This window comes from Microcoleus sp. AT3-A2 (assembly GCF_036705685.1).
In the GTDB taxonomy this organism is placed as follows: Bacteria; Cyanobacteriota; Cyanobacteriia; order Cyanobacteriales; family Microcoleaceae; genus Microcoleus.
Map to the genome: position 1 here is coordinate 94,516 of NZ_JAUBVF010000006.1, position 24,073 is coordinate 118,588.

Annotated in this window: 20 protein-coding genes; 11 read left to right on the forward strand and 9 right to left on the reverse strand. The window is 44.3% G+C overall.

Annotated features, from left to right (window positions below):
• Positions 1-224 precede the first annotated feature (224 nt).
• Positions 225-2,948 (reverse strand): valine--tRNA ligase, encoded by a 2,724-nt coding sequence (locus QUB37_RS05975; protein WP_333160055.1) that lies wholly within the window; start codon positions 2,946-2,948, stop codon positions 225-227.
• A gap of 156 nt (positions 2,949-3,104) precedes the next feature.
• On the opposite strand from QUB37_RS05975, the gene QUB37_RS05980 reads away from it, so the two are divergent.
• Positions 3,105-3,467 (forward strand): hypothetical protein, encoded by a 363-nt coding sequence (locus QUB37_RS05980; RefSeq protein ID WP_333160057.1) that lies wholly within the window; start codon positions 3,105-3,107, stop codon positions 3,465-3,467.
• Positions 3,468-3,697: 230 nt separating this feature from the next.
• Here the strand turns inward: QUB37_RS05980 and QUB37_RS05985 are convergent, their stop codons facing one another.
• Positions 3,698-5,350 carry an FAD-dependent oxidoreductase gene (locus QUB37_RS05985; RefSeq protein ID WP_333160059.1) on the reverse strand — a complete coding sequence of 551 codons (1,653 nt, stop codon included), beginning with the start codon at positions 5,348-5,350 and terminating at the stop codon, positions 3,698-3,700.
• A 58-nt stretch (positions 5,351-5,408) separates the two neighbouring features.
• Between QUB37_RS05985 and QUB37_RS05990 the strand changes: the two genes are divergently transcribed.
• The 5 genes from QUB37_RS05990 to QUB37_RS06010 all read left to right on the forward strand — a co-directional run bounded on the left by QUB37_RS05990 (position 5,409) and on the right by QUB37_RS06010 (position 11,160).
• Positions 5,409-5,576: a hypothetical protein gene (locus QUB37_RS05990; protein WP_333160061.1), complete on the forward strand. Its 168-nt coding sequence runs from the start codon at positions 5,409-5,411 to the stop codon at positions 5,574-5,576.
• Between the two features lie 103 nt (positions 5,577-5,679).
• Positions 5,680-7,797, forward strand: coding sequence for a GNAT family N-acetyltransferase (locus QUB37_RS05995; RefSeq protein WP_333160063.1), 2,118 nt, complete (start codon positions 5,680-5,682; stop codon positions 7,795-7,797).
• A gap of 17 nt (positions 7,798-7,814) precedes the next feature.
• Positions 7,815-8,246 (forward strand): ASCH domain-containing protein, encoded by a 432-nt coding sequence (locus QUB37_RS06000; protein ID WP_333160065.1) that lies wholly within the window; start codon positions 7,815-7,817, stop codon positions 8,244-8,246.
• 56 nt (positions 8,247-8,302) lie between these two features.
• On the forward strand, positions 8,303-9,907 hold the full coding sequence (locus QUB37_RS06005; protein WP_333160067.1) for an AAA family ATPase: 1,605 nt from the start codon (positions 8,303-8,305) through the stop codon (positions 9,905-9,907).
• Between the two features lie 56 nt (positions 9,908-9,963).
• The gene (locus QUB37_RS06010) at positions 9,964-11,160 is read left to right on the forward strand and encodes a 5-methylcytosine restriction system specificity protein McrC (protein WP_333160069.1); all 1,197 of its coding nucleotides are present in this window, start codon (positions 9,964-9,966) and stop codon (positions 11,158-11,160) included.
• Between the two features lie 91 nt (positions 11,161-11,251).
• Here the strand turns inward: QUB37_RS06010 and QUB37_RS06015 are convergent, their stop codons facing one another.
• A complete protein-coding gene (locus QUB37_RS06015) occupies positions 11,252-12,256 on the reverse strand; it encodes a phosphoribulokinase (RefSeq protein WP_333160071.1) in 1,005 nt (334 codons plus the stop codon).
• Positions 12,257-12,843: 587 nt separating this feature from the next.
• Here QUB37_RS06015 and petH point away from each other — a divergent pair.
• The 4 genes from petH (at position 12,844) to QUB37_RS06035 (ending at position 17,448) form a co-directional block, all read left to right on the forward strand.
• A complete protein-coding gene (gene petH, locus QUB37_RS06020) occupies positions 12,844-14,049 on the forward strand; it encodes a ferredoxin--NADP reductase (protein WP_333160073.1) in 1,206 nt (401 codons plus the stop codon).
• A gap of 146 nt (positions 14,050-14,195) precedes the next feature.
• Positions 14,196-14,930, forward strand: a complete 735-nt coding sequence (locus QUB37_RS06025) for a Uma2 family endonuclease (RefSeq protein ID WP_333160075.1) — start codon at positions 14,196-14,198, stop codon at positions 14,928-14,930.
• Positions 14,931-15,066: 136 nt separating this feature from the next.
• Positions 15,067-16,383, forward strand: a complete 1,317-nt coding sequence (locus tag QUB37_RS06030; RefSeq protein WP_333160077.1) for a homoserine dehydrogenase — start codon at positions 15,067-15,069, stop codon at positions 16,381-16,383.
• Between the two features lie 213 nt (positions 16,384-16,596).
• Positions 16,597-17,448 (forward strand): hypothetical protein, encoded by an 852-nt coding sequence (locus tag QUB37_RS06035; RefSeq protein WP_333160079.1) that lies wholly within the window; start codon positions 16,597-16,599, stop codon positions 17,446-17,448.
• 17 nt (positions 17,449-17,465) lie between these two features.
• Here the strand turns inward: QUB37_RS06035 and QUB37_RS06040 are convergent, their stop codons facing one another.
• Positions 17,466-17,942, reverse strand: a complete 477-nt coding sequence (locus QUB37_RS06040; protein ID WP_333160081.1) for a hypothetical protein — start codon at positions 17,940-17,942, stop codon at positions 17,466-17,468.
• A 160-nt stretch (positions 17,943-18,102) separates the two neighbouring features.
• Positions 18,103-18,987, reverse strand: coding sequence for a PhzF family phenazine biosynthesis protein (locus QUB37_RS06045; protein ID WP_333160083.1), 885 nt, complete (start codon positions 18,985-18,987; stop codon positions 18,103-18,105).
• Between the two features lie 92 nt (positions 18,988-19,079).
• Here QUB37_RS06045 and QUB37_RS06050 point away from each other — a divergent pair, with 92 nt between their 5' ends.
• Positions 19,080-19,634: a Uma2 family endonuclease gene (locus QUB37_RS06050; RefSeq protein ID WP_333160085.1), complete on the forward strand. Its 555-nt coding sequence runs from the start codon at positions 19,080-19,082 to the stop codon at positions 19,632-19,634.
• Positions 19,635-19,720: 86 nt separating this feature from the next.
• Here the strand turns inward: QUB37_RS06050 and trpE are convergent, their stop codons facing one another.
• The 4 genes from trpE to QUB37_RS06070 all read right to left on the reverse strand — a co-directional run bounded on the left by trpE (position 19,721) and on the right by QUB37_RS06070 (position 23,649).
• Positions 19,721-21,268, reverse strand: a complete 1,548-nt coding sequence (gene trpE / locus QUB37_RS06055; protein WP_333160087.1) for an anthranilate synthase component I — start codon at positions 21,266-21,268, stop codon at positions 19,721-19,723.
• 131 nt (positions 21,269-21,399) lie between these two features.
• Positions 21,400-22,260, reverse strand: a complete 861-nt coding sequence (locus QUB37_RS06060; RefSeq protein WP_333160089.1) for a GNAT family N-acetyltransferase — start codon at positions 22,258-22,260, stop codon at positions 21,400-21,402.
• A 163-nt stretch (positions 22,261-22,423) separates the two neighbouring features.
• Positions 22,424-22,849 (reverse strand): photosystem I reaction center subunit II PsaD, encoded by a 426-nt coding sequence (locus tag QUB37_RS06065; protein WP_333160170.1) that lies wholly within the window; start codon positions 22,847-22,849, stop codon positions 22,424-22,426.
• A gap of 299 nt (positions 22,850-23,148) precedes the next feature.
• Entirely contained in the window at positions 23,149-23,649 is a 501-nt protein-coding gene (locus QUB37_RS06070) for a peptidoglycan-binding protein (RefSeq protein WP_333160091.1), read from the reverse strand.
• Positions 23,650-24,073: the final 424 nt, after the last annotated feature.

Consider the following 24,073-nt stretch of genomic DNA (forward strand, 5'->3'; position numbering starts at 1 on the left):
ATTTGTTATTTGTATATCTCGCTTGTAGCCGAGACTCGATCCCCCTAAATCCCCCTTAAGAAGGGGGACTTTGAGCGCTCTTCTGCCCCCCTTTTTAAGGGGGGTTAGGGGGGATCGAGAGGATTGTGACTTAGATAGAAGACTGATACTACCTTGACTGTAGAATTTAGATGCGCCTCAACTTAGCTGTCAACAGTCAACAGTCAACAGTCAACAGTCAACTCTTAAAACAACTTTAGCCGATCGCGCAAAATCTCCGCTTGTTTTTCCGCTTCCGCCAAAGCATCCCTCGCCCCCTGAACCACATCAGGAGTAGCCTTATCCACAAACTTCTGATTAGTCAAACGCGCCGCAGTATGCTTAATTTCAGCTTCCACCTTGCTCAACTTCTTCTCTAATTTAGCACGCAAAGCCGCCAAATCGACCACCCCTGCCAGAGGAATCAATACTTGCACAGTACCGACAACCCCAGCAATTGTCTGTCCCAAATCTGCATCCAAACTAGCAGTTACGGTCAGATTTTCGACTTTTGCCAAATCCTGAATGTAAACGCCTCCATCTGAGATTATTTGGCGTTCTTTCTCGCTTTCGCTTTGCAAAATCGCCGTCACCTTCACACTGGGTTTGATATCAGCATCTGCCCGCAAATTACGAACTGTGCGAATTGTACCGAACAACAACTCAAACTGCTGTTCCAAATCAGCATCAATTAGCGAGGAATCCGCTTCAGGATAAGCTTGCAAAGCCAAACATCTCTCGTCACCTGTTTGAGTCAGAGTGTGCCAAATCTCCTCAGTAATGTGCGGCATAAAAGGATGCAGCAGTTTCAGAATCCCTTCCAACACAAAAGCAAAAGTTTGCTGTGCCACTTTTTTAGAATTTGGTTCAGCATCCTGTTGCAAGCGAGACTTGACTAACTCAATATACCAGTCACAGAAATCGCCCCAAATAAACTCATAAAGTCCCTTCGCCGCTTCCCCCAAACCGTAATTTTCCAAACAATTGCGACTTTGCTGCACCACTTGATTGTAGCGAGAAAGAATCCAGCGATCGCACAATTCCAAACCACCTTCCACAGAAGGGCTTCCCAATTGCTGCGGCGTTTGTCCCTCCAAATTCATCATCACAAACCTGGCCGCATTCCACAACTTATTCGTGAAGTTCCGGGAAGCTTCCACCGATTTCGATTCATCAGTTTTGCGCTCGTACTCCATGCGAATATTTTGACCGGCCCCAACCACTTCCTTAACCAAAGTATAGCGCAAAGCATCAGTACCGTACTTACCAATCAATAGCAGCGGATCGATACCGTTGTTTTTACTCTTAGACATTTTTTGACCGTTTTCATCCAACACCAAACCGTGAATGTAAACAGTATCAAAAGGCATCTTTTCAGTAAAATGTCCTGCCATCATCGTCATTCTAGCCACCCAGAAAAAGATGATATCAAAACCTGTTACCAAAGTAGTTGTGGGATAGTAAAACTCCAAATCTTTAGTTTCGTCCGGCCATCCCAAAGTTGAGAAAGGCCACAACCCAGATGAAAACCAAGTATCCAATACGTCTGGATCTCTTGCTAATTCCACGTCATTACCAAATTTAGCCGTAGCTTTTTCCTTAGCTTCAGCTTCAGTTTTTGCAACTATAAAAGGTGTCGTATCAGTAATTTCGCCCTGGGTTTCGCTAACAGCATACCAAGCCGGGATTTGGTGTCCCCACCACAATTGCCGGGAGATACACCAATCCTTCAGCTTCACTAACCAATCGCGATAAACCTTTGTCCATCTGTCAGGAACAAAGACTGGTGAGTTACTTTGATCTAATGCTTCTAAAGCGCGTTGAGAAAGAGGATCTATCTTCACAAACCATTGTGTAGATATCAAAGGTTCGACCGGAACTTTGCCGCGTTCGCTGTACGGAACAGTATGCTTATAATCTTCTATTTTAACCAAAACCCCGTCAGTTTCTAACCGCTGCACCACATTTTTCCGGGCAACAAATCGGTCTTGTCCCTGGAACTCTCCGGCATTTTCATTTAAAGTGCCGTCCTTATTCATAATGTTAATAAACGGCAAATTGTGACGCTTACCCATCTCGAAGTCATTCGGATCGTGGGCGGGTGTCACCTTCACACAACCTGTTCCGAAAGTCGGATCTACAAACTCATCAGCAATGATGGGAATTTCGCGATTGGCGATCGGCAAAGTCACAGTTTTACCGATAAGATGTTTGTAGCGATCGTCCTGTGGATTCACAGCCACCCCAGTATCCCCCAACATCGTTTCCGGCCGAGTCGTCGCCACCTCCAAATAACCAGAACCGTCCGTCAAAGGATAGCGGAAATGCCACAAATGGCCCTCAACTTCCTGTTGGTCTACCTCCAAATCCGACACAGCAGACTGACTCGCCGGACACCAATTCACCAGGTAATTACCGCGATAAATCAGCCCTTCATCGTACAGCCGGACAAACGCTTCTAGAACCGCAGCGGATAAGCCTTCATCCATCGTAAAGCGTTCACGCGACCAATCGACAGACACGCCCAAACTGCGGAGTTGATTAGTAATAGTATTGCCCGATTCCGCTTTCCACTCCCAGGCCCGTTCCAAGAATTTTTCTCGGCCTAAATCGTGGCGAGTTTTGCCTTCTGCTTTGAGTTGCTTTTCGAGAATAGTTTGAACTGCGATGCTAGCATGATCCGTTCCCGGCAACCACAGGGTATTGCGTCCTGTCATCCGGTGATAGCGGACGAGGACATCAATCAGCGTCTCTTCAAAAGCGTGTCCCATGTGGAGGCTGCCGGTCACGTTGGGCGGCGGGATGACTACGCAGTAAGGTTCGCCGCCGGCTTCTGGGTCAGCTTTGAAAGTTTGGTTGTCTTCCCAGTATTTTTGCCATTTGGCTTCGGTGGCTTGGGGGTCGTATTGGGGGGGTAGGTTTGCGGTCATGGTGGCTTGAGATTTTGATCTTATTTAGATTGTGCCATAGAAGGGAGGAGAAGAGTTTTGAAGCGCATCTGCGTCAGAGACAGAGGGAAGAGCGATCTTCAAGGCGGGGCGGGTTTACGTTAAAATGAAGGTAAAATTAAAAGGTTTGATGGCATTATGAATGTAGCAGCACTTCGACATCAAATCGATCGATGGCTCGATCGACTCTCTCCAGAACATCTGGCATTAGTTGCGAGTTTTATAGAGTTTCTAAGCCAAAAGCAACGTCAGGGGGTAATCATTTCGCAAAATAATCTGCCAGAGGTTTTCTCAGCAGAAACCCAAGAGATGCCTCCTGCTAATTCTTTTAGTATTCCAGAACCCTCAGAAATTGACGGAGAGGGCCAATCTAAAGCAGCGCTTCTACAAGATTTTCGGCAAGCTTGGCACGAAGCCATGACTGGGCAAACCATTTCGGTTGCTCAAATGTGGGAAGGAATTGAAGAGGTTTCGACATCTTCAGTGGTAAAATCCTTTTAATATTTTATTTGACAGAAATCCCTAATCCAAAACCCGCATTCTATCGGAGAAAGCCACGATTTTGCAGAGAAATCGGTTTTCTTTTTGCCTTAGTCCTACTGGTAAAACAACTTGCAATAATTAAGGATTGCAATGAATAACAGCTATCAAACTCCAGGAATTGCGTTTTTTGTTCTCAAACTCAAACAAAAGTTTATCGTATAGCAACACGGGCGACTGCTATACCTCGATTATTTCACTTCCTTATAATCCACTCCATAACTCGTATCTCTCCCCGACAAATACGTCGTTTTCCCCGTTAAAGTCTCCAGAGCTTTTTTCGTTTCAGCCGAAGTAATCGAATTCAGCGGCACGCCGAACTTGGTAGCCAAACCAGCGGCCACGCCCACACCTTGTCCTTGATAAATATTCACCGTCGCAATTCGCCCGACGGATACAGCCATACCGACATAACCGGACGATCGCCCGACAATAGCTAAATTATTCACTTTGCTAGCCAAAGCGCTTTCTATGCCGAAATTATACACTGGCAGCGGCGGAATTCTCGCAGATAAATTCTTGACTCCGCCCCGCATATCGAAATCGTAGGAAAAACTGCCGATCGACTTTTCGGGTACTGTTCCCCCTTTGATAATCTCCTTCCCCGTCAGCGGATCTACCACATCGCGAACGTTCAAAGTTTGCCTGATATAAATCTCGTCGGGAATAAATACTCTCACATCTTTACCAGACTTCTTTTGTAGCCAGTGTTGGAGATGTGACATTTCTTTAATCATTTCAGGAGTCGGTTTTCTGCCGTTAGCTTCCATCTTCATGATTTGGTCAACTTGGTATTTAAACAGAAAACCGTTCCAGGACAGCACATTTTTGTTATAAACGCAGACATTGCCTTTATCAAAAAAGAATCCTTTATTTTGATTAAAGGGCAGATTTCTGTCTATGTGATATGCTGCTCCTATGGCTACACTTCTGATGTCGTAGCCGTCTGTATATGGCTGATAAATCGTACTCCAGAAATTCCTCATCCAGAATTTCGTACTGGCCGGATCTTTAGATTTTGTAATGCTTTCTTTGATTTTTTTTACCAAAGATTTGTTGTAGAGAATTTCATCTTCTATTCTGCGGAATTCGGACATCGTTATACCTGTAATTGTCGGAACTACAGAGACTGCTAAAGTTTCATTTTTAGATTTTATATTTTGAGATTCATATCCTGTATAATAAGATAATCCGGCTTTTCTGGCTAATTCCGCGTCTTGAGTTACGTCAATAAAAGAGTGGGCTTTAATTCTTAATGTGCTGCCTTTTACTGAGGCATATTCGATTTTTTTATCTACGACGTGGGGAGTAAGAGTTGAGTTGGAAATAACTCTGACTTTTGCTGCTGAAAGCATTTGTCTGAGAGCTTGATCTGCCCTTTTTGGGTCTAAGCAAGATTCGCGCGCATTCGCTTTATCTAAGAATTCCTTAAAACATTGGGCGTAGGGTTGGCGGTACCAACCGGGGATTTTATCTAAATCTATGTAAGCTAAACCGCCGCGGGTGAGTAAGCCGCCCAAAGGATCTCTTCCGTAGTTCGATCGCACGATCGCAACTTTGCCCTTTGGGCCTAAAGTTTTTTTAGCCCATATCGCCGCACATATTCCCGGTACTTCATCACCATATACTACTACATCAAACTTTTGTTCGGGTGATTTTTTGGGAACTACCGGAGGCGGGCTGCTGGATTTTTGCTGCTGAGTTCCAGCGTCTAAGGTGGCACTTGCTGGGTTTCTATTTGCGATATAATTTTCTATTTCTCTGAAAGGGGGATAGTTAACTAAAAGTTTTACGGCGACAAAGAAGATTGCAATTGAAGCTAGTTTCTTGAAAGTAGAGAGCATTCAGTTGACTCGTGGATAAATTTGCAATACCTGAAAGGGCAGTTCAGGGTTTACGGAGTTGAATATAGCACGTTTAGATAATTTCGACACAAGTTTAAATTTTCCGGGAACTGTTGTTAGCGGTTTTGCCAGTGTTACTGGTTTGGCAGGGCATTTGATGTGGGTAAGGATGGGGGGTGCGATCGTACTTTATGACTCCCGACTTTCCCAGCCGCTTGTAATGTGATACTGAGAGGGAAGTAAGGGCGAGATAGCCACCCAAATCATTGACTCAGTAGTAAATTTAGATCAAACTGAGGTATGGCGGTAACTTAAGGAGGTACAAAAAAGTGACAGAAGAAAGACAGGTGACGATTGAAGAGATTGACGAAACATCCCCCCATTTAGAAACTGTTATAGCCCTAGGTGATGCCAATAAAAAAACTCTGGGTTTTTTTACAGAAGGTGCTTTCCGCAAAAGTGCAAGAGATCGGGTGATACTTATAGCACTCAATTCTCAAAAAAATTGCATTGGCTATCTGCTTTACCGACCAGTGCGTCGCAGCAACATTATTGTTATCGTTCATCTCTGCGTCGATCCTGCATATCGCGGCAGCGGTGTTACTAAACAGCTAGTCAATTCCCTCAGCCAAAAAACTCAGAACTTTTATGGAATTCAACTCAAATGCCGTCGCGATTATGGAATAGACAGAATGTGGGAAACACTGGGTTTTATTCCTCTCAACGATCGGCCTGGAAGAAGTAAGGAGGGTAAACTGCTTACTGTTTGGTGGTTGGATCACGGTCATCCAACTATATTTTCTCAAGCTGCTGCACAACAACTTGAGTCTAAAATTTGTGCTGTTATTGATACAAGTATTTTCTTAGAATTGCACGGCAATGAAGATATTGAAAGCGCGGAATCAGACTCTCTACTTGCTGACTGGTTACAAGATTATTTGGAATTGTGTATTACCGATGAGATTTTTAAGGCAATAAACGCGATCTCTGATGTCCATCTCCGAAAGCGTAAACGCCTGTTAGGGGAGACTTTTACTAAAATCCACTGCGAGCGGCAGGCTTTTGAAACAAAATTTAAGTCTCTCAATCGTCTAATTTCCAGTATCAATCTTGATGAAATAAACGAAGCATTAGTTCGTCAATTAGCACAAGCTATTGCTGCTGATTACTTAATTTTTTTAACTCGCGATCCCAAAATATTAGCTTTAGCAGATGCCGTCTATGAAAACTTTAGTTTAGCAATTATGACTCCTACAGATTTAATTGTTAAACTGGATGATGTTCGCAGAGATACTCAATATCAACCGGTACGGTTTGTCGGCATACAGAATCTCACCATTCAACTAATTGATAGCAAATTTGATAAAATACTGTTAACAAACTGTTTTTATGCGGTTGATAGAGCAGAAAAAATAGCCGATTTTCAGAAAAATCTGCGCCAGATAATTGCCAATCCAGATAAATTTAAGTGTCATGTCGTTTTAGATGGTGAAAATCAACCCCTTGCTTTAATTGCCTATTGTCAACATAAAAATCACGAATTAGAAGTTACAATGCTCCGAGTTAAACGCGGTATTCTAGCAGCGGCACTTGCACGGTACTTACTTTTCCACTCCATATCAGTTTCAGTAAAAGAAAACAGGCAATTTACGAGACTTATTGACCAGCATCTCGATGAAATTGTTATACAAGCTATTCAAGAAAATGCTTTTGTTCGAGTTGAAAATGGGTATTTAAAGGCAAATCCGCCTGTAGCAGAAACAGCAGCAAATCTGTCTATCAAACTGGCAACCCTAGCAAAAATAGGGGAAGAATATAATTTCTGCATGAAAATTGCAGACACCCTTAACACTCCCGAATTAATTCAAGATATAGGAACGATGGCAGAGCTTGAACGTCGCCTTTGGCCTGCTAAGATTATTGATGCTGACCTCCCTACTTTCATGATTCCCATTCAACCCAGATGGGCAAAAGACTTATTCGATGAAGAGTTAGCTAAGCAGTACATTTTTGGCTCTCAAATGGAGCTAGCGCTAAAACGGGAACTTGTATATTATAGAAGCAAGTGGGCTAATGGTGGTCTCAGACCGGGTGTTATTGGTAGAATTTTATGGTACGTCAGCTCCAATTCATCATTTACTCTGGGGACAAAAGAGGTTAAAGCTTGCTCTAGACTAGAGGAAGTTATCATAGACAAGCCGGACAAACTCTATCGACAATTTCGCAGCTTAGGAGTGTACGAATTAAAAGATTTAATGAAAATAGCCAAAGACGAAGCAAACGCAGATATCATGGCGCTCAGATTCAGCCACACTCAGCTTTTTACTAACCCATTGACATTAAATAGAATTCAGGGAATACTGGGTAAGCCGACAACGGTTCAAAGCGTATTTAGGATTTCAAAAACTAATTTTGGAATAATCTACAAAGAAGGAACCGAGACCTAGAATGAGGACAATTACAAATGTCAAATATCTTATTATTATCTATTCGTCCCGAGTACGCAACTAAAATATTCAACCATACAAAAACAGTTGAACTGCGCCGAGTTAGACCTCGACTTTTGAATGAAGGAGATCTAGTGGTAATCTATGTTTCATCTCCAGAAAAAGCTGTAGTTGGTTCCTTCAATGTGGATAATATTGTTGAAAAACCGATCGCCGATCTTTGGGAGGAAGTTGAAAATATAGCAGGAATTAGCAATGAAGAATTTTATGATTATTACAAAGGTGTAAAAATAGGTGTAGGCATTTTTTTAAAAGATATTCATAGGTTTAGTCAGCCAGTAGAGTTACATCGTTTAAGAAACAAGTTACCTAACCTTAAACCGCCGCAGAGTTTTCGGTATCTGACAGCTAGCCAGTTTAAAATTGTCAATTCATTAGGAGAACGTTAGACAGGAAGGAAGTGTTGCTAAAAATTATTAAATAATCGACAGTATTTGAGAATAGCATGGAAGCGGAAAAAAAGACTGAATTTGTCAAATTATTTCAAGAATTTGTCAATTCATATCCATACACTCCCGATGGGTTGCGTCACACAGCGGCTTACCAGGAGCAGCGTCAGCAGGGGCGTCGAAATTTTGAAGCGATCGCTGCTGCTGCTGAGTCAGGAGAAGATGTGACTGAATCTATAATGTTAAAACTTCTACCTTACGAAGACTCTCCTACTAATCGACAAAGGGGAGCCTGGATTCATATTAATCCGTGCATAATAAAAGGGTTATTATGGAATTCAAAATCCTATAAAAAATTGTCATTAATAGCGCCAGTAAGAATGGCCGAATTAATTTTTTATTTAGTCTGCTGTTGTAACGATGATCCGAGTCAGCTATATTTGGTCTCTAGAGAGTTTTCCGAAGAAATGCGGGTCTCCTTGTTCGGCGAGATAGGAATGCTAACGCCTATCCTCAATGCTCTCCGTCCCGATGACTTTCTCGCGATTAATGACAAGTCAATACAGGTGATTAACTATTTCGCCAATACTTCGTACAGCAAACAGCTAATAGACTACTCCTATGCTAACTTAACCGGACACAAGCTGATCAAAGAATTAACTAAAGAAATGCAGCAGACTGGCGTTCCATCTATCCGAGAGGACGATGTATTTGATATGTTCTGCCACTGGCTGGTAGAAATAAAAAAATATGACTTTCCTAGTAACGAAGTGCCATTATTAGATGAGGCAATTGTGTTTGAATACGCTGTAGAAGAAGTACAGTTGCAACCGGAATATCTTTTGAACCAATGTGCCGAAGAAACTGGCTTTGACGAAACAGAACTAAAGCGCTGCATACGCGCCATCCACCGCAAGAAACAAGCTATCCTGCAAGGCCCGCCCGGAACCGGAAAAACCTTCATAGCGGAAAAACTAGCCAAACATTTAATCGGTGGCGGCGATGGCTTCTGGGAACTGATACAATTTCATCCAGCCTATACCTATGAAGACTTCATTCAAGGTATCCGGCCGCAGAGTCAAAATGACCAATTAACCTATCCCATAGTTCCCGGTAGATTCCTCGAATGTTGCACAAAAGCTGAGTCTCGTCGAGGCACTTGCGTTATCATTATTGATGAAATTAACCGTGCAAATTTATCTCAGGTATTTGGAGAGTTAATGTATTTGCTTGATGACCGCTATCGCACCGTTAAATTAGCCAGTGGTCAAGAATTTAGAATCCCTACAAATGTCCGCATTATCGGCACAATGAACACCGCAGACCGTTCTATAGCCTTAGTCGATAACGCACTCCGCCGCCGGTTCGCATTCATTCCCGTTTATCCCAATTATGAAGTGCTGCGACAGTATCACCACAGAGAGGAAACAGGTTTTCCAGTTGATAAATTAACTAGCATTCTAGAAGATGTCAATCGCGCAATTAACAACAAACACTATCAACTAGGGATATCCTTCTTTTTGACAAAAACCTTAGCTGAAGATATCCAAGATATTTGGGAAATGGAAATTGAGCCATACCTCGAAGAATACTTCTTTGATAATCAGGAAAAAATGGATGAATTTCTCTGGGATAAAATCAAGACAAAATTGGGCTATTGACAATCTAACGCCGTCATTAACGCTGATGGAGTGGCGTTACTGCATCCACCACAATTATGAAACCCGAATCCCGCCGAATTATCGAACTTACAGAATATCAATTAGCAACTTTTGAACAAGACTCAATTCCCGAATCAGTAGGACAAAAAATATACCATAATTATGCAAAGGAAATCGAGATAGAATTTCCCAACTTTAAAACAAAATATCAATGGCACTTAAAATCTAAAGGCAGAGTTGGCAACATTCCCATCACTCCAGAATTTCACATCGCCATCGGCCCAAAGGTTCCCATACACAACCTCTTCGGAATGCTTGACTATGCCTACAACCTTAATATAAAATTTCCCCAAGGATCGATTCAGTGCCAATCTTTACAAGAAAGTTACGAGAGATTAGCTAACATTCTTGCCCAAAAAATTCTAGAACGCTGTCGCAAAGGATTATATCGCGATTACTTATCCAAAACAGAAAGACTCGCCTACATTCGCGGCCGGGTCGATTTGCGGTCAGCCCTGCAAAAACCTTGGGATGTTAAACTAAAATGCCACTATAACGAACAAACAGGTGACATCGAAGATAATCAAATTCTGGCTTGGACACTCTTCATCATTGGCCGCAGCGGTTTGTGCGGTGAATCTGTTTCATCCACTGTGCGAAAAGCCTTTCACGCACTCCAAGGATTTGTTACATTAAAACTTTTTAAATCAGAAGCTTGTATTGATAGAAATTATCACCGTTTGAATCAAGATTATCAACTTTTACACGCCTTATGTCGATTCTTTTTAGATAACACAGGGCCTAGTCACGAAACAGGCGATCGCGAAATGCTCCCTTTTCTCATAGACATGGCTACTTTATATGAACAATTTGTCGCTGAATGGCTCAAAGCAAATACACCAAAAGGCTTTTTTCTCAAACAACAGCACCGAGTCACACATGACCAAAACTATTTCGATCGGATTGACTTACTCCTAGGCGATAGTGAAACAAAAAAAGTCCAATACGTCCTCGATACAAAATACAAAGCTCCCGATAAAGTAGCCAATAATGACATTCATCAAATAGTTGCTTACGCTAATGCCTTAAAGTGCCAAAATGCAATTCTCGTCTACCCGCAAAACCTCCAACAGCCACTAGATATAAAAAATGACGATATTCGAGTTCGCAGTCTAACTTTCCCCCTAGATAGCGACTTGAATGAAGCCGGAAAAACCTTCTTAACCTCTCTACTTCCAAACACCCTCCCCTAACTCTTCTCTGCGCCCTCTGCGCCCTCTGCGGTTCATTTCTCCACAAAAAAAGAGGCGCAATTGCGCCTCCCAAATCTTTCATGTCTGCGTTCTAAACACTAACAGCCACTTTCGCTTCTTTTGCAGTCAACTTCTCGTAAGTCGCCCGCATCTTCAATCCGACTAACACTTGGAACAAACCAGTTCCATTGTTGGAACCAGGATATTCGCGGTGCTGAAGTAACAGGTGAGTTAACTCGCCTTCATACTTGGCAGAAGTCTTGCTCAAATGGCTTTCGATGTAAATAACTTCTTCGAGATTCTCGAATTGACCATCTACTTCTAAAATCGAGACTTCGTGACCGTAGAAAGCATCAGGCCCGTAGTACATCTTAATTCCGGGATAGGAACAAGTCAGCTTGCGGCCGCAAGGAACCCAGTTAATTGTTGAACCTTCGTCAAACAAATACGCAGGCTCAAAATTGGCGATGCCTTCGCGCTGGATCATCTGCACACGCAGAACTTTCCGCTCCTTGTCATCTTTGATCAAGTTGGTCGGCAACACTTGAATTACCACATCAGCATATTGCTTTTGCGGGTCGATGTAGGCGGTAAAATCAGGTTTGCGAGCATTTATCGCAAACAGCACGTCTTCGTAACGGTGGCCCCGTTCCGCCATGTCGCGCTGGATTTTCCAAGCAATTTTTACTTCGTCGCTGATGTCGAGGTAGACGCTGAAGTCGAGGAGCGATCGAACTCGCTCGTCGTAAAGGGGATGCAGCCCTTCAATCACAATCACGTGATTCGGCTCTACCCGCTCAGGAGGATCGAGCAGACCGGTTTCGTGGTTGTAAATCGGCTTGTCGATCGCCCGACCTTCTTTGAGAGCCTTCATTTGCTCAGCCATCAGGTCAAAATTGTTCGCTCTGGGGTCAAGGGCTGTAATCCCTGTTTCCTTGCGCTGCTTGCGATCGAGACAATGATAGTCATCAAGGCAGATTACAGTAACGAAATCTTCCCCGAACAAATCTGTCAATCGGCGTAAAAAAGTAGATTTTCCGCATCCGGAATCTCCGGCAACGCCAATTAAAACCACGCGATCCGGCTTACTGGTCATAGTTTCCCTCTAACAAAATCACTGTTTACTAACTAACTCAAGTCTAGATTCCACAAAATTTCAGCCCGCAGGTAGCGGCAAGCAGGCTTTGTGCTGCTGTGCTACCCCGAGAGGATCGAGTTCTCACCAGCATACAGCAGTGAGTTGACTGCCTGCCCGGGCAGACCCAAGCAATCTTCAAGGCAAGTAATTAATACTAACTTTAGTGGTTAATCTTACCAGAATGCGTTCGCCCCCTACAAGCTCAGCCTCATTAAACTGCTCAAATTTTCCTTTCTCTGGTGGGGCGCTCCCCAAATCAGAAGGACTTATCGGGGCAGATCCCCCGATCGGGTAAAATATTTGCAGTACGCAGACAACAATAGCTATAGGTCAACAGCCGAACGCAACAGGGCTCGGTGAGCGCGGCGTTCGGCTAGTAGGGATTTGATACGCGAGCGATCGCAACTTCAACACTCCCGCCGGCGTGGCGAGGCCCAAAAATTGGCGCGGCCAATTAGTCCCGATGGCCTTAAGAAAAAAGTAAATTGAGTCTAACGTCACATTCTCTTTCTTTATAACTCTGTATCGTGAAGGACAAGCAACAAATGTACAGCCCAAGCATATCTGGTGTTGCGGCAAACTCAGAATCAGGCAGCCGCATCTTTGTTTACGAAGTGGAGGGTATGCGTCAGAGCCAAGCAACTGACCAAACAAGTAGCCCGATTCGCCGTAGTGGCAGCGTATTTATCTCCGTGCCCTACGAGCGCATGAATCAGGAAATGCGCCGGATTGCTCGGATGGGTGGCAAAATTGTCAGCATTCGCCCCTCAAACAGCGCTCCCGAAACAAATGGCAAAGTCGCACCAGAAGCAGGGCTACAGAGTCAGAAATCTGGAGAAAAAACTAAGCCCATGACTCAAGCCAAGGAAAAAGTTCAGGTTCCTGTTAACCTCTACAAGCCGGCCAATCCCTATATTGGTAAGTGCATTTCTACAGAAGAATTGGTCAGAGAAGGCGGCGAGGGTACAGTCCGTCACGTCAAATTTGACATTTCTGGAGGCAAGTTACACTATCTCGAAGGTCAAAGTATCGGGATTATTCCCGATGGGACGGATAAAAACGGCAAACCTCACAAAATTCGGCTGTATTCGATCGCCTCCACCCGTCACGGAGACGATGTAGACGACAAAACAGTTTCTCTATGCGTCCGCCGCCTAGAGTACAAAAGCCCAGAAACAGGTGAAAAAGTCTTTGGTGTTTGTTCGACTTTTCTCACCGGTTTACAACCTGGAGATGATGTCAAAATCACCGGCCCCGTAGGCAAGGAAATGTTGTTGCCCGACGACGAGGAAGCCACCGTGATTATGATGGGTACCGGTACGGGTATTGCTCCTTTCCGGGCTTATTTGTGGCGGATGTTTAAAGAAAACAATCCCGGTTACAAATTCAGAGGTTTAGCTTGGTTGTTCTTTGGAGTTGCTTACACTCCCAACATTCTCTATAAGGAAGAGTTGGAGCAATTGCAGCGCGAGTTCCCCGATAATTTCCGCTTGACTTATGCCATCAGCCGCGAGCAAAAAAATGTTGACGGCGGCAAGATGTACATTCAAAACCGGATTCAAGAGAACGCAGACCAATTGTGGGAATTGGTTCAAAAGCCGAATACTCACACTTATATCTGCGGTTTGAAGGGCATGGAAGGCGGAATTGATGAGGGAATGTCGGCCGCGGCTGGCAAGTATGGCGTTGAGTGGGCTGCCTATCAGAAACAGTTGAAGAAAGAGCACCGTTGGCACGTTGAAACTTATTAATGTGTTACCTGATTTAATCTGATTTGTAGGGCGGGCTTTGCTCGCCCTACAATTGTTTTAAAAAGTTTTTAGTTTGGAAAAGCTTGAACGACCCACAAAAAGTGTAAAATATACAGTAAGCTCACCGAAAAAGGGAGATAACTGACATGGTTATAACTTCTACCCAAAAACTCACCTTTGAAGAATATCTGAACTATCAGGGAGAATCGGGTGTTTGTTATGAATTATATCGGGGCAATCTGATCGAAATGCCAACACCTACAGCAATACATATCAAAATTTGTGAATTTTTAGTTTATCAGTTCCGGCGCTTTTTTGCAGCACACAACCTACCCATAGTTGCAATTGTGACTACCGCAGTCCGAACCGAAGAAAACTCTGCGCGCGTTCCTGATGTTGTGATTTGCACTCAGAGTCTTTGGGAACAAGTCTGTGCCCAACCTGGTTCCGCAGTCTTGGACTTTGAAGAAAAACCGCTGTTAGTTATCGAAGTTACCAGTCAAAATTGGCGGGACGACTACATTCGCAAACGGGCAGAATATGACTTAATTGATATCCCTGAATATTGGATTGTAGACCCAAATCAACCGAAAATACGAGTATGCAGTCGCCCGGAAAATGAAGGCAGTTATTCTCATCAGGAATTTTTGCCGGGACAGCAAGTTCAGTCTGTACAGTTCGCTGAATTTATTTTATCGGTTAATCAAGTGCTATGTCCGCCCCTAGTTGAAGATTTAATTCGAGAAGAACAAGCACAGCTACAGCAACTAGAACAGCAAAATCAGCAACTAGAACAGCAAGTTAATGCAGAAAGGCAGCGGGCCGAAAGATTGGCGCAGCGGCTGCGAGAAATGGGGATAGAGATGGATACAGAACTTTAAATTGCCATGTAAAATCTGGATTAATTAGTCATGTAGATCCCGGACTTTTTTAAGAAGTCGGGTCTCTGGGTATTCAGTGAAGCCGCGGTTATCATACAATGATTCTAGATGAAGTGAGTTTCAACGGGTCAAAGTCGTGGCTTTCAAAATTGGTTTGCTAGGTTTGGGTACAGTTGGTGCGGGAACAGCAGAGATTTTGCTCTCCCCAGATGGCCGCCATCCGCTGTTGCAGGAATTGGAAATCTATCGGGTGGGAGTGCGCGATATTTCTCGAACTCGGTCTTTACAATTGCCAGAAAATGTGCTGACAACTGACCTAGAAGCGATCGCAACTGACCCGGAAATTGATATTGTAGTAGAACTGATTGGCGGATTGGAACCGGCGCGATCGCTCATTCTGCAAGCTATTGCCAGCGGCAAGCACGTCGTCACTGCCAACAAAGCAGTTATCGCCCGCTACGGTAATGAAATCTTCGAGGCCGCCAACAATAAAGGCGTTTACGTAATGCTAGAAGCTGCTGTCGGCGGCGGCATTCCGGTCATTCAAAGCCTCAAACAATCTTTAGGTGCAAACCGCATTCAAACTGTCACCGGCATCGTCAACGGCACAACTAATTACATCCTGACGCGGATGCAAACAGAAGGTGCAGACTTTGCCGAAGTGCTCGCCGACGCTCAGCAATTAGGTTATGCTGAAGCTGACCCCACAGCAGATGTAGATGGATTAGATGCTGCCGATAAAATTGCTATTTTAGCCTCGCTAGCTTTTGGCGGACGCATCAAATTAGCAGATGTTCATTGCGAAGGTATCAGAAAAGTTAGTGCGGCGGATATTGACTACGCCGACAAGCTGGGATTTGTGATTAAATTGTTGGCTATTGCTCAAGAAACCTCCCCCTACAATGGCAAGCAAGCGGAGGCAGAAAGCGAACTGCTGTCAATTCGAGTGCATCCTACTTTTGTGCCGAAAACTCATCCGCTGGCCAGTGTTAACGGGGTTTACAATGCAATTTTAGTCGAAGGAGAGCCGATCGGGCAATTGATGCTGTACGGGCGCGGCGCGGGTGCAGGCCCAACAGCTAGCGCCGTAGTATCCGACATCATGAATGTGGCGGCCATCCTGAAAACCGAAACTGTTCCAATTCCCCATCCTTTGCTGAGTTGCAGTCACCAACACTACTGCAAAATTGCTCCGATGCAGGAACTTGTTACTCGCTTTTATGCCCGTTTTCTGACGCGCGATACTCCGGGCGTAATTGGCAAACTCGGCACTTGTTTCGGCAACCACAAAGTTAGTTTGGAATCAGTTGTGCAGACGGGAATTCACGGCGATTTAGCAGAAATTGTCGTCGTGACTCACGATGTTAGGGAAGGTAATTTTCAACAAGCACTCGATGACATTCGCGCGATGGAAGGAGTCGATAGTGTTGCTAGCACGTTGCGAGTTTTGTAAAAATGATTTGCTAGGGGCGGGTTTCACATACAATATTTGCTAATAATTGACAATATCTAAAACCCGCCCTCGCCCAACGATAAATCCCGATGTACATTTTTAGCCTTTGATATAAGTAAAATTTGATGTGGGTTATCTGTTGTGCGGGGGCGAGTTTATGTAGATTGTTTGTAGTCATTAAATATTGTTGGTAAAATCGGCGGCTACCAGATAATGAAAGGAACAGAATTCGATTTTGTCGATCGCCAAACGGGAAGGCACTTGCTAGATTACCTGTATGAAAAATTTGCCAAACCCCAACTGCACGATACTTTTAAACCCCATAATCCTTCAATTTACATTCGGCACGAAGAAGGGCAAGTTATTGATGGAAATTATATCATAAAAAAAGTGTTTGAAGACTCTCGCACTGGTTTTTATGCTGAAAGTCGCATCCCCATTTCTGGCAATAATCCGCCTGTTTTCGTGATTCGCGGATACGGTTCTTGGTATCCTTTCGAGCGCGTTTTGGAAGATACGCCCGATGTATTTATGGCCAAACTAGAACGCCAGTTAAAATCGGCGCAAACTGCGGGTGCTATTGATTGGATAAAGCAGCAATTTCACAGCGGGAATCCGCCGGATGTCATCGGAGAAAGTTTGGGCGGCAAAGTTGCTCAGCAAATAGCAGCAAAATACCCGGATTATATTAGATCCACTGTAATTTTTAATTCTTTGGGCGTTTCGGAAAAGTTAGCTAAAACTTCCACGGCTAAGAATGTTTTTCACTATTTTACTTTAGGCGAAAGGTATGCTTTCTGGGCAAATGAAGGGGATTACATACCGGGAACGATTTTTGTGATTTCCCAGAAGGGGAAAAGCTGTTGTTATAAAATCGAAGAGGCGATCGTCCGAATGGCGCGTTTTGAAGGCAAGTTTCTCAAAAGACGCGCAATTGTGGCAATATTGGCTCAGTTGCTTTTGCTAAACAGACACAATGCGATCGTCCTGAACAAACGGCGGCCAGTAGTCGTTCAGATCGATCGTACTCAATTGCAAATTTTCCGAAAAAAGCGCTTTGTTTAAACTAAGACAGAATTGCTTCAAGTCGCAGAGGGCTGGTTTTCCCGCGCTGCGACGGCTAGAACCAAACAAAGTGCTGCGATCGCTTTTTCCCATTCTTGCTTTACAGCGGTGGGTTGAACCTCATCAAAGGCGCTAACTAAACGAGGGATCGCTCGTTCTAATGCCTGTCTAGGAATTGATTTGTGCAGATCAACTAAACGAGTTAAACTTTCTTGATTCTTCAAAAAACCGACTACCCATTTCGTAGTATGATCTGGACTTTCAGGGACGTTTTTAATTCCTAGTTCTGTTTGCAACCAGTCGTAAAAAGGCGGCAACTTTTGAGCTAAAACAGTTCCAGCAGTTGGCAAAGTTTCTTTGAGTAAAGCAGTATCGAGACTTCCTAATAATTGATTGAATTCCGGTGAATCGAGCAAGCTGGTTAAGGGCAGTGAAAGCAGGGCTTCTGAAGCGTCAGGGGATACATTTAAAGTCCGCGAAAATGTTTGCAGCATTGGAAAGTCTCTGGTATGGATGACTCTTTTAGCCTAACAATCACGGGAATCAATGAATATGAGCTACCTCATATTAGCAAAATTGTAACATCTCGATCGCCAAATAAGCATCTAAATCTAGGTGTCTGCATCTGCGACTAATAATTTGCCATTAAATATTCTACACAAATTCTCCCTTAGCAACCATCACCACCTTACCACCAACCAAAACTTCTATTTCCCCTTCATTTGTGGCGGCTTGTAACAACAGCAAAGAAGGTCGATCTATTTCATAACCCTGCTCAACTCTGACATCAATCTTTGCTTCCTCATAATAATCATGTTCTACCAAATATCCAGCCAAACAGCCGTTAGCACTGCCAGTAGCCGGATCTTCTGGAATTCCTAATGAATGGGCAAAAACTCGCACGTTTAAATCATTAAGATCGCTGTAGGTTTCTGGGCAAAATATCAAAATTTCTTTCGCTTCCATTGTATCAACTAGCTCAAAATATTTATCTAAGTTGACTTGAGCTTTTTTGAGCGAGGCGAGAGTTTTTAATGGGACAATTATAAACGGCACTCCCGTAGAAACTTCTTGAATTGGGAAGTTGGAATCAATTTCATCTGGTGCTAAATTTAGGACATTTGCCAGAGTTTCTGCTGATAAAACTTGACCAAAACTAGGCGGGTTTTGTCGCATCCACAAAATATCTGCCGATTCATTGTGATAATTAAAAGTAACTGGAATTTGACCGACGGCTAGATTGAGAATTACTCGATCGACCTTTTCGCGAATAATCTCTTGCTGCAACACAAACGCAGTGCCCAAAGTCGGATGACCCGCAAAGGGTAATTCCTTCTTGGGCGTGAATATCCGCACGTCATAGCCGCCATCTCGCGGATCGGGCGATCGAATAAACGTAGTTTCTGAATAATTGATTTCCCTCGCTATCAGCAGCATTTGGGCCTCAGATAGTTCGGCAACTTCAGCACCGCAAAATACAGCTAGCTGGTTGCCAGCATATTTTGACTCCGCAAACACGTCAACTATATAAAAATTCATAATTATGCCTTTAGTAAAAGTCAATAACTGATATTTTACATCGATCGCAAGACAGCCGTTAAAATAACAATAAAAACATAGGAGTAATCGCCGTGAGCGTCACGACTGTAAAATGGACGGTTGCAGACTACCACCGCATCATTGCAGCCGGCATTCTGGAAGGGCGAAACGTTGAATTAATAGGTGGAGAAATAATTGAAATGGCTCCCGAAGGAGAATCTCATGCTTACTCTAGCGATGAGGCTGGAGAGTACCTAATTTATTTGCTGGGTGATCGGGCTAAAATCCGCCAAGGTAAACCGATTATCTTGCCACCAAGCAACTCCGAGCCACAACCCGATATCGCTGTAATTCAACGTTTGGGACAAGATTACCGAGAACATCATCCCTATCCAGAAAACATCTTTTGGCTGATAGAATACTCGGATCATACTCTGAGCAAAGACTTGGGAATCAAGAGCAAGATTTATGCGGAAGCCGACATTTCTGAGTATTGGGTTGTCAATTTGCGAACTAGGGAATTAATAGTATTTCGAGAGCCTACCAATGAAGGATATCAATCGAGACAAACTCTGACTCAGGGTAATATTAATCCGCTGGCATTTCCTGATGTTGCAGTTTTGGTCGCTCGAATATTAGGGGCTTAGGTAAATTGGACAATAATGCAATAATTACTGCTGTTTTCTTGTTACCAGGCTCTGCCTGGTAACACAGATCCAGAGGCTCCGCCTCACTATTTCAAACAGCGAATTGCCTCTAACATTCCCCTGGCTTTATTCAGCGTTTCTTCGTACTCCATATCCGGGTTAGAATCTGCCACCAAACCAGCACCTGCTTGCACAGAAACCGAATGTTTATCGCCTCCTTGAGAGCGAACAACCATAGTCCGAATGGCGATCGCACTATTCAATTGCCCCTCAAAATCATAATACCCATAAACCCCAGAATACGGCCCCCGGCGACAACCTTCCAACTCGTGCACAATCTCCATCGCCCGAATCTTCGGAGCACCGCTAACCGTACCCGCAGGAAAACCAGCTTTCAACAAATCCCAAGCTGTCTTATCCTCAGCCAATTCTCCCACCACATTGCTCACAATGTGCATGACGTGAGAATAACGCTCAATTTCCATTAATTCGTCAACTTTTACAGTACCGTTTCGGCAAACTCTTCCTAAATCGTTCCTGCCCAAATCAACTAACATGACGTGTTCCGCAATTTCCTTGGGATCTTGCAGCAATTCAGCAGCCAAAGCATCATCTTCTTGAGGAGTTTTACCCCGGCGGCGAGTGCCGGCAATCGGTCGCAAAGTTGCAATCTTTTTGCCATCAGCAGTATTTTCCGCCTTCACCATAATTTCGGGACTCGAACCGATAATCTGCCAATCTCCGAAATGAAAATAAGCCATGTAAGGAGAAGGATTTATGAGACGCAAAGAGCGGTAAAGTGCAAAAGAATCGCCACTGTATTCAGCCTCTAGTCGCTGCGAAATAACTACTTGAAAAATATCTCCGGCTTTGATATAATCCTTCGCTTTTAAGACATTGGCACAATACTTTTCACGGGTAATATTGCTAGTGTAAGCCAATTCTGTATTTCCGGTTGTGGAACGGGAATCTTGCCCGTTATTGGGAGGAGTCCATTCTATAAGAGTAGATTGCCGGGAAAGCGGCGATTGCAGCTTCTGAACTAACTTGCCAACTCGATCGCACGCTTGCTGATAAGCATCGGCCAAATCAACGCCAACCTCGCGCAAATCCGCATAGGCGACGGCCCAAATTTTCCGCTTCACCTGGTCGAAAATAAGCAAATTATCAACCTGCATCCACAATCCATCCGGCAAATCATTCTCGCTTGCTGGATGCACGGGAACTCGCGGTTCTATCCACTTAATTAACTCGTAACCCCAAAAACCGAATAACCCGCCAATTCCCGCCGGCAACTGCGGCAATTTCACCGGTTGATAAGACTGCAAACATTCAGTTAAAGCTACAAACGGATCGCCCGTAAATACTTTTTCGGAACCGTCACGGTAAACTTGAGTTGTGCGAGATCCCCTTGCCTCCAAAATCCACAACGGATCGCACCCTAAGAAACTATAACGCCCAAGTTTTTCCCCACCTTCCACCGACTCCAGCAGAAAACTGTAAGGTTGACCGGCACAAACCCGATACCACGCAGACACCGGCGTATCCAAATCAGCAACCCATTCTTGATACACGGGTACAAAATTGCCTTGTTTCGCCAGTTCCGAGAATTGTGAGAAATCGGGAAATATCATATATATCAGAAGGAAGAAGGAAGTTCGGCAACGGATTCTGTAACGGATGTAACGGATGTAACGGATTTCAGGAAGAGGGAAAATGCAATCCTAGGATTTCAGCGATTAAAAGCGTCCTAACCGTCTTGGGTTCAATAAACGAAAGACGGAAACCAACATCCCTCCGGCGACTGATACTCGCCAACTGCCATCACCGCCATCGGCTTGAGCGCGCGCAGCCCCTCTTGCAAACACCAGCGAAACAAACTTGCGTAACGCACCGGCAAGTGGAAAGAAACCTGTGCTTCGGAGTTCGACGCGGCAGCCCCCAAAAGCAAAGCCTGTATATCCGCCTCAGTTTCTGCGACGCTGTGGCTCAAAGCCGACACCGCACAAGTATAAGCCACAATCCGACCTTGTTTGCAAGCAACCCAAGGAGAAAAGAAATTCAGGGCGTACTCAATATCGCTAGTTCGATCGCACCTGTATAATTTCTTGCACAAAGCCGCACATTCACCAACATCCTCACTAGCCAGCGGCCGCACCTCAAACCCATGCGGAGGCTGGCTGCGAAACTTCCCTTCCATTAACACGAAAGGTTCCTTCACCTCAAAACCCAAGGAAGCGTACAGCGACAGCGACGCCATATTAAAAGATTCCTGAACCAAACGGATACCCACAGCGTCCTGTCCCCGTTCCAGCAAAGCTTTCATGATTTCGCGTCCCGTGCCGCGGCCTTGAAAAGTTCGATCGACACTGACGGGCCCAATACCGCGAATCGGGTTGCGTTCGTCCATAAACCCGCAGCCGACAACCGCACCCTCACTCTCGGCTACGATCCCAAAAAATACCGGACTCTCGATTAGCAAGCCCGTTATTTCGGTTGCAAAATCCAGCGTTGGAAAATCTGTAGGGAATTTATGGCGATCGGAAATATCTTTAAAAGCTTCATAAGTAATGCCAGCGCAAACATCGATATCAGAAGGCTGCGCTCGCCTGATTACGACATTCATTTTTAATTTAACTATTAACTTTTAATAAGATTAGAAGTTTGCAGTAGTATTTTGGCGCTGCGGGCTAAGCCTCCCGCGTCAGAATACTACTGCAAAAACAAGTTTACAAGCTGAGCCTTACAGGGAAGATTACCTATGTTTTGCTCAGCCATGCAGTCATGGTCTAAGGGTCGAAAGTCTTCTTACCGCTGAACTTCAGCTTAGCCGGATTTGGATTGCTGCCAATATTGCGGTCAATCTTACCGTTGTAGGGACGACCTTCGTTCACCTTCTCAGGGAACACGCCATCCTTGGGATGCAGGTACTCAGTAGTACCGTCTGGAAACACGCGGTAAATTTTGTAGTTCGTGATTTTGAATTTAGCCCGCAGTTGCTGGCCGCCCAAAGCGATGCACTGCTCCTTCCGGGGCAGATGCAGCAAGTTGTCGCCTTGACGCATAATCGCAGCGCCACCCGTAGGCATTTCAAACACCTGCTCCTTGGGGCTAGTCCAAGTGATAGCGTACTTCTCTTCAACTAGCGCCTTGGTCAGCAAGCCGCCTGTGCTGCCGCCGAAAAGAGGGGGTTGTCCAGTGAGTTCTTCTGCCATAAACATATCCAAAGGATTTTTACGGCATCGTATCATCATGAGGCGACACGGCTGTAGAAATTGTAAGGAAAGTTAACAGTTTTTTGGCGATCGATCTCTTCTGATAATTAGTAATTAATAATTGATAATTGATAATTGGTAATTTCCACCAAACTTAGAAAACTAAATTAGGCAGCACGAATTCCGAAAAAATAATCCAAAAAAAACAGCAATTATTCTGGTGCTTGTGGGGCACCCGAATAATCGCACATTCCCCCCATTTCTCCCCACACACGATCGAACAATTTACCGCGTCAACCCTAAGTCAAGAACCAATTAGGGTCATAGCCGCGCGGAATTTGGCTCAAAGCAGTCCAAGTTTCTTGATTGACAATCCCGTCGGCCTCAATCCCAAAGCTTTTTTGAAATGCGCGAACAGCTTTGTCCGTCAAAGTAGCAAAGTCGCCGTCAATTTTACCGCCATAATGCTGGGAAATTTTGAGAACTTCCTGAACAGTAGCGACTGCTTCCCCAGAACTGCCGAATTTGAGTACCGGCATATTAACTGGGGCTCCAGTATAAAGCGCCTGCCAAGTCAGCGGCCCGACAATACCGTCCGGCGACAAGAAAACCCGAAACTGAAACAGTTTCACAGAAAATTCAACTGCTTTGTCAAAAATTCCTTTAGCAGGATGCCGATAAAGTTGCAACTTTGTTAGCAGTTGTTCGAGTTCCAATACCGCTTTACCTTCAGAACCTAATTGTAGTTGTGGCTTGTTGGCCATAGGTTGAGTAGATTTCATCTGGGTTGTAGGTGACATAATCGATTTTCCTCCCCTCTAGGTTTGAGTATTCTTCTGGAAAAAAAGTTTTTCCGGGCGAAACATTTGCATTTTCAACTTTTCACGAATCAACACTGGCGTCGGCAGTGCCTCAACAGATTCGAGCGCCTTTTACCATCTCACGACTTGTGGACAAGAGACTTATACCATTTTAGATTTTAGATTTTAGATTTTAGATTCGGCATGACTGATTACTATCGGGGTTTGCAGCGTACCTACAGTTGGATTCTTATTTTAAACTAATATTAATTTTCGGCAGCCTCCCTAGATATTCTGTCGCCAAACCGGGTTTAAGACGGTAAGCGCATCCTAAATCTGCTTTGATACTTTCTATTTTAAAGCTGAACACCGCGTGGCCACCTCACCTTTAAGGCCGATATCACAGGGTGGGAGAGGGTGTAGC